General features: G+C 56.6%; 12 protein-coding genes. 6 read left to right on the forward strand and 6 right to left on the reverse strand.

The genetic code is table 11. The features are described 5' to 3' along the window. Nucleotides 1-224: 224 nt before the first annotated feature. Together htpX and V6936_RS08300 are read left to right on the forward strand one after the other, a co-directional pair. On the forward strand, nt 225-1,106 hold the full coding sequence (gene htpX, locus V6936_RS08295; RefSeq protein WP_131071405.1) for a protease HtpX: 882 nt from the start codon (nt 225-227) through the stop codon (nt 1,104-1,106). Between the two features lie 184 nt (nt 1,107-1,290). Continuing rightward, entirely contained in the window at nt 1,291-2,955 is a 1,665-nt protein-coding gene (locus tag V6936_RS08300) for a Na/Pi cotransporter family protein (protein ID WP_059318791.1), read from the forward strand. A 165-nt stretch (nt 2,956-3,120) separates the two neighbouring features. On the opposite strand, the gene polA is transcribed toward V6936_RS08300, so the two are convergent. Continuing rightward, nucleotides 3,121-5,838: a DNA polymerase I gene (gene polA / locus V6936_RS08305; protein ID WP_336579718.1), complete on the reverse strand. Its 2,718-nt coding sequence runs from the start codon at nt 5,836-5,838 to the stop codon at nt 3,121-3,123. On the opposite strand from polA, the gene V6936_RS08310 reads away from it, so the two are divergent. From V6936_RS08310 to hisM, 4 genes are all read left to right on the forward strand, one after another. Next, nucleotides 5,837-6,505, forward strand: coding sequence for a TIGR00730 family Rossman fold protein (locus tag V6936_RS08310; RefSeq protein WP_003802458.1), 669 nt, complete (start codon nt 5,837-5,839; stop codon nt 6,503-6,505). The genes polA and V6936_RS08310 overlap by 2 nt on opposite strands. 102 nt (nt 6,506-6,607) lie before the next feature. Beyond that, nucleotides 6,608-7,399: an ABC transporter substrate-binding protein gene (locus V6936_RS08315; protein WP_003802459.1), complete on the forward strand. Its 792-nt coding sequence runs from the start codon at nt 6,608-6,610 to the stop codon at nt 7,397-7,399. 16 nt (nt 7,400-7,415) lie between these two features. After that, entirely contained in the window at nt 7,416-8,105 is a 690-nt protein-coding gene (locus tag V6936_RS08320) for an ABC transporter permease (RefSeq protein ID WP_003802460.1), read from the forward strand. Beyond that, complete coding sequence (gene hisM / locus V6936_RS08325; protein WP_003802461.1) at nt 8,105-8,806, forward strand: histidine ABC transporter permease HisM; 702 nt, start codon at nt 8,105-8,107, stop codon at nt 8,804-8,806. The genes V6936_RS08320 and hisM overlap by 1 nt, the downstream gene beginning before the upstream one ends. A gap of 75 nt (nt 8,807-8,881) precedes the next feature. Here the strand turns inward: hisM and V6936_RS08330 are convergent, their stop codons facing one another. The 5 genes from V6936_RS08330 to rbfA all read right to left on the reverse strand — a co-directional run bounded on the left by V6936_RS08330 (nt 8,882) and on the right by rbfA (nt 13,929). Continuing rightward, nucleotides 8,882-9,340, reverse strand: a complete 459-nt coding sequence (locus V6936_RS08330; RefSeq protein WP_003802462.1) for a DUF1641 domain-containing protein — start codon at nt 9,338-9,340, stop codon at nt 8,882-8,884. A gap of 14 nt (nt 9,341-9,354) precedes the next feature. Next, nucleotides 9,355-10,545 carry an NAD(P)/FAD-dependent oxidoreductase gene (locus V6936_RS08335; protein WP_336579719.1) on the reverse strand — a complete coding sequence of 397 codons (1,191 nt, stop codon included), beginning with the start codon at nt 10,543-10,545 and terminating at the stop codon, nt 9,355-9,357. A gap of 363 nt (nt 10,546-10,908) precedes the next feature. Beyond that, on the reverse strand, nt 10,909-12,726 hold the full coding sequence (gene typA / locus V6936_RS08340) for a translational GTPase TypA (RefSeq protein ID WP_003802464.1): 1,818 nt from the start codon (nt 12,724-12,726) through the stop codon (nt 10,909-10,911). A gap of 3 nt (nt 12,727-12,729) precedes the next feature. After that, complete coding sequence (gene truB, locus V6936_RS08345; RefSeq protein WP_003802465.1) at nt 12,730-13,482, reverse strand: tRNA pseudouridine(55) synthase TruB; 753 nt, start codon at nt 13,480-13,482, stop codon at nt 12,730-12,732. 33 nt (nt 13,483-13,515) lie between these two features. Continuing rightward, nucleotides 13,516-13,929, reverse strand: a complete 414-nt coding sequence (gene rbfA / locus V6936_RS08350) for a 30S ribosome-binding factor RbfA (protein WP_003802466.1) — start codon at nt 13,927-13,929, stop codon at nt 13,516-13,518. Nucleotide 13,930 lies beyond the last annotated feature (1 nt).

Raw genomic sequence — 13,930 nt, forward strand, 5'->3', positions numbered from 1 at the left:
TAAGGGAAAGCCATTACTATACTCCCCACCTTGTAAAAGTGGTCCGCCAACCCCATATCCAGACCACTTACACAACAGCAGGCAAGACAGCCCACGAAACTATCTTGTCCAAAAGCTGACTAAAAGCTGACTATTTTATTTTCACGCCTGGAATCAAGGCTAAAATTCGCGCAGATCGTGTACTCACGGTCACGCTTTTTTCTGTCACACCGGAATCCGCATTCATGAAACGAATTGTCCTTTTCTTAATAACCAACTTGGCCGTCATGCTGGTGCTCAGCGCCTCCATGAATATTTTGGGTGTGGGACGTTACCTGAACGCGCAGGGTCTGGACCTGACGCAACTGTTGATCTTCTCGGCCCTGGTCGGTTTTACCGGCGCCATCATTTCCCTGCTGATGAGCAAGTGGATGGCCAAGCAAAGCGTGAACGCCCGCGTCATCGACCCGAACGCCCCTGCCAACGCCGAAGAGGCCTGGCTGGTCGACACCGTGCATCAGTTGGCTGACCGTGCCGGTATTGGCCGCCCGGAAGTAGCCATTTACGAAGGCGAACCCAATGCCTTTGCCACCGGTGCGTTCAAGAATGATGCGCTGGTCGCGGTGTCCACCGGTTTGCTGCGCGGCATGACCGAAGAAGAAGTCATGGCCGTGCTGGGCCACGAGGTCGCTCACATCGCCAATGGCGATATGGTGACCCTGACCTTGATCCAGGGTGTGGTGAACACCTTCGTGATCTTCCTGGCCCGTCTGGCCGGCTACTTTGTGGACCGCGTGCTGCTGCGTAATGATCGCGATGTGGGCATGGGTTACTACGCCTCGGTTTTTGTGTTTGAGCTGATTTTTGGCGTACTGGCCTCCATCATCGTGGCCTGGTTCTCACGTCAACGGGAATACCGCGCCGATGCCGGCTCTGCCCAACTGCTCGGTTCGCGCCAGCCCATGATTCACGCCCTGGCCCGTCTGGGTGGCATGGCGCCGGGCGAGCTGCCCAAGAACTTTGAAGCTGCAGGTATTTCGGGCGGTCGCTCCATCAGCGCCATCTTCGCCTCGCACCCGCCGATTGCCGCACGCATCCAGGCACTGCAAAGCGCCCAGTCCGTGTAAGCACCCCGGCACTCAAGCCAGACAAAACGCTCCGCAAGCCTAGGTGCTTTCGGAGCGTTTTTTGCAGGCTTTCTGCCTGCCTGCCCGTCGTCATCCGCCTGCGCGCCAGCCCTCTACCAAGCGAATCGGTGTGTCCGTAATCTGGGACTCACGCTTGTAAGAGGCGCTGGGCTATTATTTAGCCATGAAAGAAATCTTCGCACTTCTCGATTTCGGGGGTTATATCGCTTTGCTCCTGTGGGGTATCCACATGGTGCAAAGCGGGGTTCAGCGCGCATTCGGTGCCGAGCTGGGCATCTGGATGGGCCACGCACTGGGTCGGCCACGACGCGCGTTCTTTGCCGGCGCCGCGATTACCGCAGCCATTCAGAGCAGTACCGCCACTGGCTTGATGATTACCAGCTTTGCCGCTACCGGGATGGTCGCCCTGGTGCCAGCCCTGGCCGCCATGCTGGGCGCCAATGTGGGTACGACGCTGATCGTGCAATTGCTGTCCTTCAAGATGACCGCGCTGGCCCCTGCCCTGATTCTTCTGGGAGTTTGGCTGTTTCGCTCGCAAGAGCCGGGACGACGCCGTGATCTGGGACGGGTCTTTATCGGCCTGGGCCTGCTGCTGCTGTCTTTGCATGAACTGGTGGGACTTTTCTCGCCCATTCAGGATGCTCCCTTGCTGCAGACCATCCTGGAAGCCCTGGCCGGCAGCCCCATGACCGGCATGTTGCTGGCCGCCCTGCTGACCTGGGCCGCTCACTCCAGCGTTGCCATCGTGGTGTTGATCATTTCCCTGGCCAGCCACCAGCATATGGACCCGCAGCTGACCTACGCCCTGGTCCTGGGTGCCAATGTGGGCACTGCCATCAACCCGATTCTGGAAGGCGCCGGCAGCACCAAAGACCCCGCCAACAAACGTCTGCCGATTGGCAACCTGGGCACCCGGCTGTTCGGCTGTCTGATAGGCATGATTCTGCTGCCCTGGATTCCCGATCTGATGAGCTGGTTCACCCATGACCCGGCCCGCGCCGTTGCCAACTTCCATACCTTCTTCAATCTGGCAGTGGCCGCCTTGTTCCTGCCTTTGCTCAAACCCTATTCGCGCTTGCTGAGTCGCTATCTGCCCCGCCGCACAGACCCGGACGATCCCGGCCTGCCCTTATACCTCGATCAGTCGGCGCTGGAAGTCCCTGCCGTGGCCCTGGGCAATGCAGCTAGGGAAGCCCTGCGCCTGTCCGACATGCTGCAGGAAATCCTGGATACGGCACGCCAGAACATGCTTAACAACAGCACCCACAGCATTAACCACGCACGCTATATCAGCAATGCCGTCAATCGCCTGGAGCCTTTGATTACCACGTATCTGGCCCGCCTGGACCAGGAGAATCTGAACAAGAAAGATACCCGCCGCCTTAACGATATTCTGACTTTCTCGACCAATATCTCGCATGCCGCCACCATCAGCGTGAACGGCTTGCTCAGCCATACCGCCAAGTTGCGCAAACAGGGCTGGATATTGCAAGCGGAAGAACAGACGGAAATTGGCAAGGTCATGGACAGGCTGATTCGCAATCAGCGTCAGGCAGCCGCGCTGTTTGTGGCCGAAGACGTCAAAACCGCCCGCTTCCTGGCTTTTGAGAAAGATTTTTTCCGCGAACTGGAAGTGGCCGCCGCCGACCGCCATATTCGCAAGATCAAAGCCGGCCAACTGGATTCGGCCGAGCAAGGCTCCCTCTATCTGGAAATCTTGCGCGACGTGCGCACAATCAACTCGTATCTGGTCAGTGCCGCCGCCTATCCCATTTTGGCCAAGCACGATGAGTTGCTTCCCAATCGGGTGCGCTCCAACGACGACTGAACGCTCCAGTCCTTCGGTGACCAGGAACAAGGTGCCAGACAAGCGCAAAATAGCCTCGTGAGCACACAAAAGGGCGACCTGTTTCCAGGTCGCCCTTTTTACTGGCCTCAACCTTGCACAGGCAGACGCGCCAACCCGCCTGCCCTGGCCTTAAGGCGTGCGCGTTTAGTGGGCCTGCTCCCAGTTGTCGCCCACCCCTACCTCCGCCACCAGTGGAATATCCAGCTTGGCCACATTGCACATCAGCCCCGGCAGATGCTCACGCAAGGTGTCCAACTCGTCTTCGGGCACATCAAACACCAGTTCGTCGTGCACCTGCATCACCATTTGTGTACGCAGCTTATTGTCTTCCAGCCAGCGTTGCACCGCGACCATCGCCATCTTGATCAGATCAGCCGAGGTGCCTTGCATGGGCGCGTTAATGGCAGCACGCTCTGCGCCCGCCATGCGAGGCCCTTTTGCTCCCTTTAACTCTGGCAGCCACAAGCGTCGGCCAAACACGGTTTCCACATAACCCTGCTCGTGAGCCTGGGCCTTGATACGAGTCATGTAGCTGGCCACACCCGGATAACGCGCAAAGTAGCGGTCGATGTAAGCGCGAGCGGCATCACGGGTGATGCCCAGATTGCTGGCCAGACCAAATTCCCCCATGCCGTAAATCAAGCCAAAATTGATGGCCTTGGCGGCACGACGCTGATCGGAACTGACGTCCTGGGTCTGAATACCGAAAATCTCGGCGGCCGTGGCAGTGTGTACATCACCGCCCTGCTCGAACACCTGCTGCAAATTGGCGTCCCCTGAAACATGAGCCATCACGCGCAACTCAATCTGGGAATAGTCAGCAGACACCACCTTGCCCAACTCGGAGACAAACGCAGCCCGGACACGACGACCCTCTGCCGTACGTACAGGAATATTTTGCAGATTCGGATCCGAGGAGGCCAGACGCCCTGTAATAACAGCGGCCTGTGAATAACGCGTATGCACCCGCCCGCTGTCCGGATTCACCATTTTGGGCAATTTGTCGGTATACGTGGACTTGAGTTTGGCCAAGCCCCGGTACTCCAGCAACACCTGGGGCAAGGGGTAGTCCTGGGCCAGACGGGTCAATACATCCTCATCGGTGGACGGCGCGCCGCTGGCCGTTTTACGCACGACGGGAATACCCAGCTTGCCAAACAGGATCTCACCGACTTGTTTGGGTGAATTCATATTAAAGGGCTGATCAGCCAGCTCGTAGGCCTTGTTCTCCAGCTCCAGCATTTTTTGCCCCAGCTCGTGACTTTGACGCGCCAGGGTGGACACATCGATTTTGACGCCGTTGCGCTCCACAATGGTCAGCACTTCCGAGGCCTGCACCTCCAGCCGATAAATGCGCTCCAGCCCTGCCTCCTGGGCGAGCTGAGGACGCAGACACTGATGCAGTCGCAAGGTGTAATCTGCATCTTCGCAGGCATAGTGGGAAGCCACTGAGATCTCGACTTCGTCAAAGCCAATCTGCTTGGCGCCCTTGCCGCAAATGTCCTCATACGAGGTGCCTTTCAGCCCCAACCATTGGAGGGCCAGCTCGTCCATGCTGACGCGCTTGTGCGACTGCAGGACATAGGCTTGCAACATGGTGTCGTCCTGAATACCGCGCAAATGGACCTTCTCATTGAGCAGGACGTGAGTATCGTATTTGGCGTTGTGCAAGACCTTGGCCGCCTGCGCATTCTCCAGCCAGGGCCGCAAGGTCTGCAATACATAGTCTTTGTCCAATTGCTCCAGGTCCAGCGAACCCCGGTGTGCGACGGGAACATAGAAAGCCTGGCCTGCCTTGACTGAGACCGACAGACCCACCAGTCGCGCCATCAAGGGGTCCAGGGAAGTAGTTTCGGTATCCAGTGACACCAGTTGCGCCTTTTCAAGCAGGCTTAACAAGGAACTCAATTGCTCCTTGGTGGTGACGGTCTGGTAATCCAGCTCCGTCGGCGCCTGCGGCGTTTGCGCTTCGACGCGGCTGTCCTGTGCAGGCACACGATCCGGGTCCTGCGTCAACTCGCGCAGCCAGGTCCGAAAACCATAAGTCTCGTAAATGTCCTGCAAAGTGGCCTTGTCACGCGGTTCCGGTTCCAGAGCTTCGAAATCCCCCGTAAAACCAGGTACCTCGCAATCGAGCTTGACGGTCACCAGCTGGCGCGTCATTTCAAAGTTGGCACTGAAGTCGCGCAGGTTCTGCCCCGCCACACCTTTGATTTTGTCGGCGTGACGCAACAGTTCGTCCAGACTGCCGTACTCCCCCAGCCATTTGGCGGCGGTCTTGGGGCCTACTTTGGGAACACCGGGGACATTATCCGAGGTGTCGCCAATCAACATCAAATAGTCGACGATCTGATCGGGACGCACCCCATACTTGCTGATCACCCCGTCAACATCCAGCTTCTCGTTACTCATGGTGTTGACCAGCCGGACATGCTCATTGACCAACTGGGCCAGGTCCTTGTCCCCGGTCGAGACCACCGTCTCAATGCCGTTTTCAGCGGCCAGGCGAGACAGCGTGCCGATGATGTCGTCAGCCTCTACGCCGGACTGGCAAATCAGATGCCAGCCCATGGCCCGCACGGCTCTGTGAAGCGGTTCTATTTGCACCGCCATGTCATCGGGCATGGAAGGCCGGTTTGCCTTGTATTGATCGTACAGATCGTCCCGGAAGGTGCGGCCCTTGGCATCAAACACGCATACCATATAGTCCGCCTGATAATCCTGCAGCAAGCGACGAAGCATATTGATGACCCCGTACAAAGCGCCTGTAGGCTGGCCTTGCGCGTTTCGCAGATCGGGCATCGCATGGTACGCTCGATACAGATAGCTGGAACCATCAACGAGCAACAAGGTTTTTTTCATGTCTAACAATAAAATCGTCCGTTTACCGGCCTCTGAGCAGATTCCTACCATCATGAAGGAACTGCAAACTGCGGTCGATACATTAAAAGAAATGGGTGCTGGCGTCAGTGTTTTTGGCAGCGCACGCATCAAACCCGGCCATCCTTACTACGAACTGGCCCAGGAGCTGGGCCGTCGTCTGGCCGAAGCGGGCGTCACCCTGATTGCAGGCGGCGGCCCCGGGCTGATGGAAGCCGCCAACAAAGGCGCGTACGAAGCAGGCGGGCAAAGTGTTGGCCTGAATATACGCTTGCCTCACGAAACGACCAACAATCCCTACCAGACGCACAGTTTGCAATTCGAGTATTTCTACTCGCGCAAAGCCACCTTTTTCATGCATAGCTGGGCCTACATTGCCCTGCCCGGCGGTTTCGGCACACTGGATGAGCTGTTTGAAGTCATGACGCTGGTCCAAACCGGCAAAGTCCCACCTGCACCCATTGTACTGATCGGCACTTCCTTTTGGTCCGGCCTGATCGAATGGATTGGTGACCAATTGATGGAGTTGGGCCTGATTGGCCCCAAAGACCTGAATTTGCTGGTCCTGACCGATGATCTGGACGAGGTTATGGGCTACATCAACCAGTGCTGCGTGCTGCCTAGGGCGGAACCCGCATTGCCCCAGTAAGGCGTCCGGGTTAAATTTGCAGTCTTTCTTCGGCCCTCCATCAGCAGGGCCGAATTTGTATTGAATGCCACAAGCTAGTCGATATTTGCCGGAGTCCTTCACATGAACAAAATCCTTGCCCGCCTTTTGATGGTGGCTTTTTGCACCGCCTTGGCGCCCGTTGCCCATGCTGACGGGCCATCCGAAATCCGTTTTGCCACTGAAGCAGGCTACCCCCCCTTCGAATACCTGGACCCCAGCGGCCAATTGCAGGGGTTTGACATCGATATCGGCAACGAGATCTGTAAACGCTTGCAAGCCAAGTGCGTGTGGATCGATCAGTCCTTTGACAGCCTGATCCCCGGCCTGCAGGCCCGCAAATTCGATCTGGCCAACTCCACCATGACGGCCACCGAAGCGCGGGCCAAGGTCATCGACTTTAGCGAACCCATGTACATCGTGCCGGTTCGCCTGGCCGCCCGCAAGGGCAGCGGCCTGGAGCCCACCGCCGAATCACTGAAAGGTAAACGTGTGGGCGTGCAGCAAGGCACCACCATGGAAACGTATGCGCGCCAGAACTGGGCCAATAACGGCGTCACCATTGTGGCCTACCCCAGCTACACCGACGCCTTCAATGACCTGGCCGGTGGCCGCGTTGACGCCACCTTCCAGGAAGCCCAGAACGCCATCGAAGGCTTTTTGAACAAACCGGCCGGCGCCGACTTTGAACTGACCGGCAGTACCGTCGATGACAGCCCTATTTTGAACGAACCGATTGCCATGGGCATTCGCAAAGGCAACAAAAAACTCAAGAAAACCGTTGATGAAGTTCTGCGCGAAATGAAAGCCGATGGCACCATGCAGGCCTTTGCCGACAAATACTTCCAAAAAGACAACATTCGCATTGCGCCCTGACCTGGATATCTGAACCATGCTGCTTTACGGTTATGGGCCGCAGTTGCTGGCGGGCACCTGGGAAACCATCAAGCTGGCGGTACTCTCGCTGCTGGTTTCCCTGCTGCTTGGCCTGGTGGCTGCCCTGATGAAACTGTCCCGCACCTCGCTGCTAAGAGGGCTGGGCGGTTTGTACACCACCCTGATCCGGGGTGTCCCGGATCTGGTGCTTTTGATGTTGTTCTTTTTCAGCCTGCAAATCTGGCTGAACGAGCTGACCGACTGGCTGGAATGGGACATGATCGAGATCGATCCCTTCGGCGCCGGAGTGGTCACTCTGGGCTTTATTTATGGCGCCTATTTTGCCGAGACCTTCCGGGGCGCCCTGATGGCCATCCCCAAAGGCCAGATGGAAGCTGGCAAAGCCTGTGGCTGGAGCGCCTGGCAAATATTGCACCGCATACAGATCCCTCAAATGATGCGCTACGCTCTGCCCGGACTGGGCAACAACTGGCAGATTCTGCTTAAATCCACTGCCCTGGTATCGCTGATCGGCCTGAGCGACGTGGTCAAGATTGCCCAGAATGCCGGCAACGCCACCTTCAACTCTTTCTTGTTTGTGGGCCTGACCGCCCTGATCTATCTGGGCCTGACCGCAGTCAGCAACATCGGGCTGAGCTACCTGGAGCGACGCTATAACATCGGCGTAAAAGGAGCGCAGTTCTAATGGATGTCCTGAACGAATTCTGGCGCGCCTACCTTTATCAAAGCAACGGGCAGCTCTCGGGCCTGGCCATGACGCTGTGGCTGTTGGTAATCTCGGTCACCATCGGTTTTTTCCTGTCGATCTTCATGGCCATTGGCCGGGTGTCGGGCAAAGCCTGGCTGTCGCGTCCCATCGGCGCCTTCACCTACTTTTTCCGGGGTACGCCGCTGTACGTACAGATCCTGCTGATCTATACCGCCATGTACAAGCTGGCCATCGTCAAATCCGTGCCGGCACTGGAAGCTTTTTTCATGAGCGGCTTCAATTGCATGATTTTGGCCCTGACCCTCAATACTGTCGGCTACACCACCGAGATTTTTGCGGGGGCCATCCGCTCCATGCCGCCCGGTGAGATCGAGTCCGCCCGTGCCTATGGCATGTCGGGCTGGACACTATACCGCCGGGTGATTTTGCCGCAAGCCTTGCGCCGCGTTCTGCCTGCCTACAGCAACGAGGTTGTCTTGATGCTGCACGCCACCTCGCTGGCCTTTACCGCCACGGTTCCTGACCTGCTCAAGATCGCGCGTGATGCCAATGCGGCCACGTACCAGACTTTTACCTCCTATGGGATCGCCGCCCTGATTTACCTGTGCGTGTCCTTCATTCTGGTCGGTATTTTCCGGATTGTGGAAAAGCGCCAAATGGCGTTTTTGAATCACTGACCGCTGAGATGCTGAGCAAAAAAATGGGCCGCTTGCAAAAGCGGCCCATTTTTCTTTAACGATACAGCTATCGCATCAGTCCCCCGTGTGATCCAGATTCTGATAACGCATCTGGCGTCCCATCACACCGGCCATCATCAGAAAGAAAGTCAGACCACGACGCACTTCCGGCTCCTTGGCCAGGCGTATAAGCCCCATCAGGGTCGGTGTGGTCTCCGTAGCCCGCACCTGGTCCGAAGCCATACGTGCCGCATTTCCAACCGACCAGGCGGCTCCTATGCCCTCCTCAAAGCCCTTCATGAGCTTTTCAAGCATGTAGTCGTCCGTCATATCCACCAGATCGGCCAGCAGGGACACCGCATCCACTACCCGATTCAGGCGACCACCGGCCAGCAATGGCTCGATCTTGCCGATCAGTTCGTCCAGGCCCTTGATGCCAGGGTCTTCTCCCAGCAAACTTTCCAGGGCTGTTGGTTTTTTCTGAGCCGCACCCGCATCTTCGGGGTTCGAGGATTTATCCGATACCGAATTCATCTGTCTCTCCTGACTTAAACCAAGCCACGGGCCACAGCCCAGTAAATACCCCGATTAAAGCCCTTGCGTAACAGGCCCCCCAACTTGGTGGGCGGGGTAGGATGCACATCCTCCTTATAGTCGTACCAGAGCGGCATGCCGCCCTCCAGCCCCATTTGAGCGACCGCCACCACCCGTCCGTCGTATTCGTCACTGGTACGCCCGAATCGCAGCTCCGAGGCCAGATTGTTGACCACAACGGGTGACTGATTATGGCAAGAGCCGCCGGCTTTGCTGATAGGCAAGTCCACCGTGTCGCCCAGCACATAGACATTGTCCAGGCCCAGCACCTTCAAGGTTTGATGATCGGTAGGCACCCAGCCTTCATCATCAGCGGCTTGCGAGATCCCTGAATCCCGCACGGCTGCCACAGCGGTAATCGGCGGCGTGGCCATCAAGAGGTCAAATGGCTCCTGCCCGCCTTCCTCGGAATAGGCAATCTTGCGTTCAGGGTCCACCCGGCTCAACGTGAAGCCCCGTTGATGTTTGATATCCCTATCTTCAAAAATGGGCGGCAAGACCTGACACACCTCGTTCTGCATGAACAGGCAGTTACGCAGAAGCTGGGAGGTCGTGGGATAGGTATAAGCAATCTCCACCTTGTCGCGTACACCACGACGACGCAGGTACTCGTCCAGCATCAAGGTTGTTTCTACGGGTGCAATACCGCACTGGTGAGGGACGTTATGAGTTTTGGGGAAGGTGACCGTTACCAGCACACGGCCCTTTTCCAGCTTGCTCAGGCGGTCCGCCAATTGGCGCGCGGGCGCATGCTGATAGAAATGATCACCGCCCTCTTTCAGGCCTTCGATTTTTTCCGGTGAGGGGACGCAGCCGGTAGACAGAACCAGGTAGTCATAGTCGATCTTCTTACCACTGGCGCAGTGCAGACGGCTGGCCTTGAAGTCAAAACCACTGACTTCCTCTAGCTGAAAATCAATTTCGGGGCGCAAAAGTGAAATTTGCGGACGTCGCAACTCGTCCCTGAAAAAAGCATCAAAAGCCACGTACATAAAAGCGGGCTTGTAATAATGCCAGGGAGAGTTGGACAGCATGGTAATGCGGACTTTACCAGAACGAATTTCCGGGTATAGCTTGGTCACTAAATGATTGGCGGTCATCGTACCGCCAATACCACCACCTACAATCACAATATGCTGCACCATCAGTATTCTCCTTAATGGGGGAAACTGCGCACCGGCTCTTGCAATGAAAAAATCTTTTCAAAAACAAGAAGATGCCCAGCTACAACTGAGACTTTGCAAAGCGAGCTTGGTAATGTGTCCAGCCAGTTTGTATCAAGCAGGTATTAAGCAGAAATTAAAGCAACCCATCAGACTCAATAAGCCACTTAATCAATTTTATTTATCCCACACCCTTTCTTGAATTTAAAAATCAAGCTGGGGTGCTTATGCATACACCCCAGCTTTTTAATACCGCGTTCTAAATCCGGCTGACGCCAACCATAGTAAGACAAAAAAAACGCCTGCATCAAGCAGGCGTTTTCTCGTATCGCTAAACCCGAAAAATTAACTTTCGCGTTGGCTGCGACGGCGCTCGTGTTCTTTCAGGTAACGCTTGCGCAGGCGAATGGACTTGGGAGTCACTTCAACCAGCTCGTCGTCATCCAGGAAGTCCACGGCGTATTCAAGAGTCAGACGAATAGGTGGAACCAGATCAATGTGCTCGTCCTTGCCGGAAGCACGCACGTTGGTCAGTTTCTTTTCCTTGATGGGGTTAACCACCAGGTCGTTGTCGCGGCTGTGAATACCGATGATCATGCCTTCGTACAGGGCATCACCCGGGGACACGAACATGCGACCACGATCCTGCAGCTTCCACAAGGCGTAGGCCACGGCATCACCGTCGTCCTGGCTGATCAGCACACCGTTACGACGCTCGCCAACCGTGCCTTCGCGCATGGGGCGGAACTCGTCGAAGGTGTGGCTCATCAAGCCGGTACCGCGTGTCAGTGTCATGAACTCGCCCTGGAAACCGATCAGGCCACGGGCGGGAATACGGTACTCCAGACGTGTACGACCACGGCCATCGGCAACCATATCCTGCAAGTCACCACGACGTCGACCCAGCTCTTCCATCACGCCGCCTTGGTGGCCGTCTTCGACGTCCACCGTCAGTTGCTCGTAGGGCTCCATCTTGACACCGTTCTCTTCACGGATCAGCACGCGAGGACGTGACACGGCCATTTCATAGCCTTCACGACGCATGTTCTCGATCAGAATGGTCAGGTGCAACTCGCCACGACCGCATACCTCAAACACGGTATCGTCGTCGGTTTCATTCACGCGCAGAGCCACGTTGGACTTCAGCTCTCGGTCCAGACGATCACGCAATTGACGGCTGGTCACAAACTTGCCTTCACGACCGGCCAAGGGCGAGGTATTCACCATGAAGTTCATGGTCAGTGTAGGCTCGTCAATGCGCAGCAAGGGCAAGGCTTCCGGATGGGCGGGGTCCGTGACGGTGCAACCAATGCCCAGCTCTTCAATCCCGTTGATCAGAACGATGTCGCCTGCTTCAGCCTCGTCCACCGAGACACGCTCCAGACCCTTGAACTTCAGAACCTGGTTGATACGGCCCTTGATGACTTCGCCATCAGGACCAAATTTCACAACGACATCCTGAGCAGCGCGGACACGACCACGGTTTACACGGCCGACACCAATCTTGCCCACGTAGGAGCTGTAGTCCAGGGAACAGATTTGCAACTGCAAAGGAGCGTTGACATCATCTTCACGCTGAGGAACGTGCTGCAAGATTGCGTCGAACAAAGGACGCATATCGCCTTCGCGCACATCTTCGGTCAAACCGGCGTAGCCCGACAGGCCCGATGCGTAAATGATGGGAAAGTCCAGTTGTTCGTCAGTCGCGCCCAGTTTGTCGAACAAATCAAAAGTCGCGTTGATCGCGTAGTCTGGACGAGCGCCAGGACGATCCACCTTGTTGACCACCACAATTGGACGCAAACCCAATTCCAGCGCCTTGCGGGTCACAAAACGGGTTTGGGGCATCGGGCCCTCGACCGCGTCCACCAACAGCAACACGCCATCGACCATGGACAACACACGCTCGACCTCGCCGCCAAAGTCAGCGTGACCGGGGGTGTCAATAATGTTGATGTGAGTGCCTTCGTACTCAACGGCACAGTTCTTGGCCAGAATCGTAATGCCGCGTTCTTTCTCGATATCGCCCGAGTCCATGACACGTTCGGAGATATGTTCGTTGTCACGGAACGTACCTGCCTGTCTCAACAATTGATCGACCAAGGTGGTCTTACCATGGTCAACGTGGGCAATAATGGCCACATTGCGCAATGCGCGTCTCATAACTCATCCTTCTGATTGAAGTTTTTTGGGCAAAATCTCGGTAGGCAAGCTCTCGATGGCCAGCAAGGCCGACATCGGGTCTTCCATCGCCTGCAACCCGTCCAGGGTGTAGGCATCGTCGATATGAAAAGGTCCTAATTCTGTCCGGCGCAAGGCCGTCAGATGGGCAAAACACCCCAGAGCACGTCCGATATCTTGCGCCAGGGTCCGGATATAGGTTCCCTTGCTGCAACGTACAAACAAACGTGCCGACAGCGGCGTAAAGTCTTGCACCTGCAAATCGTGAATCACGAGATGTCGTGCCTCACGTTCCAGCTCTATACCCTGACGGGCATATTCATACAGGGGCTTGCCATCGCGCTTGAGCGCGGAATACATGGGTGGCACCTGCGTAATGGGTCCTCGAAAGGCAGGCAATACTGCCTCCAGCGCCTCGAGGGTGACGCCGGCAAACTCTGCCGGAGCCTGGGACACCACATTGCCGGTCAAGTCACCTGAATCGGTTTCTTGTCCAAACTGCAAGGTAGCTTCATAGGCTTTGTCTGCTTCCAGCATCGTGGCGGAAATTTTGGTAGCCCGGCCAAAACAGCAAACCAGCAGGCCCGTTGCAAACGGGTCCAGGGTTCCAGTATGGCCAGCTTTGCGGGCATCCAGAGTGCGGCGGGCACGCTGCAAAGCGTGGTTGCTGGACATCCCGTCGGACTTGTCCAGCAGCAGCACACCATCAATCAACTGCCCGCGTTTTCGCGTAGCCATTGTGTGTCAATCCGTGAAGAAACAACAGCCGCGTCAGGGCTGCTCGTCCGGCTCGTCCGATTTGGACGCAGAGCCAGTCAATTCGCTATCGGCCTGGTTGGCGCTGTCGATAAGCTTGGAGAGCTCCATGCCCCGCTCCAACTGCCGGTCGTGATGAAAATGCAGAGTAGGAACGGTATGGATATGCAGCAGCTTGAACAGCAGGGAATGCAACCAACCGGCTTTCTCGGTCAGGGCCGCCTGGGCGACCTCAGGCTCGGCGCCCAGCACCGAGTAAAACACTTTGGCGTGCGCGTAGTCCGGAGACAGCTCCACGCCGGTCAGAGTAATCAGACCAGCGCGGCTCATGTCGATCTCGCGCTGGATCAAGACCGCCAGATCCTTCTGGATCTGGTCGGCCAGGCGCAGATTGCGCCCTGGGTTTGGTTTGGACTTGTGTCGTGCCATA

This window comes from Alcaligenes sp. CHO6 (assembly GCF_037120595.1).
GTDB lineage: Bacteria > Pseudomonadota > Gammaproteobacteria > Burkholderiales > Burkholderiaceae_B > Alcaligenes > Alcaligenes ammonioxydans.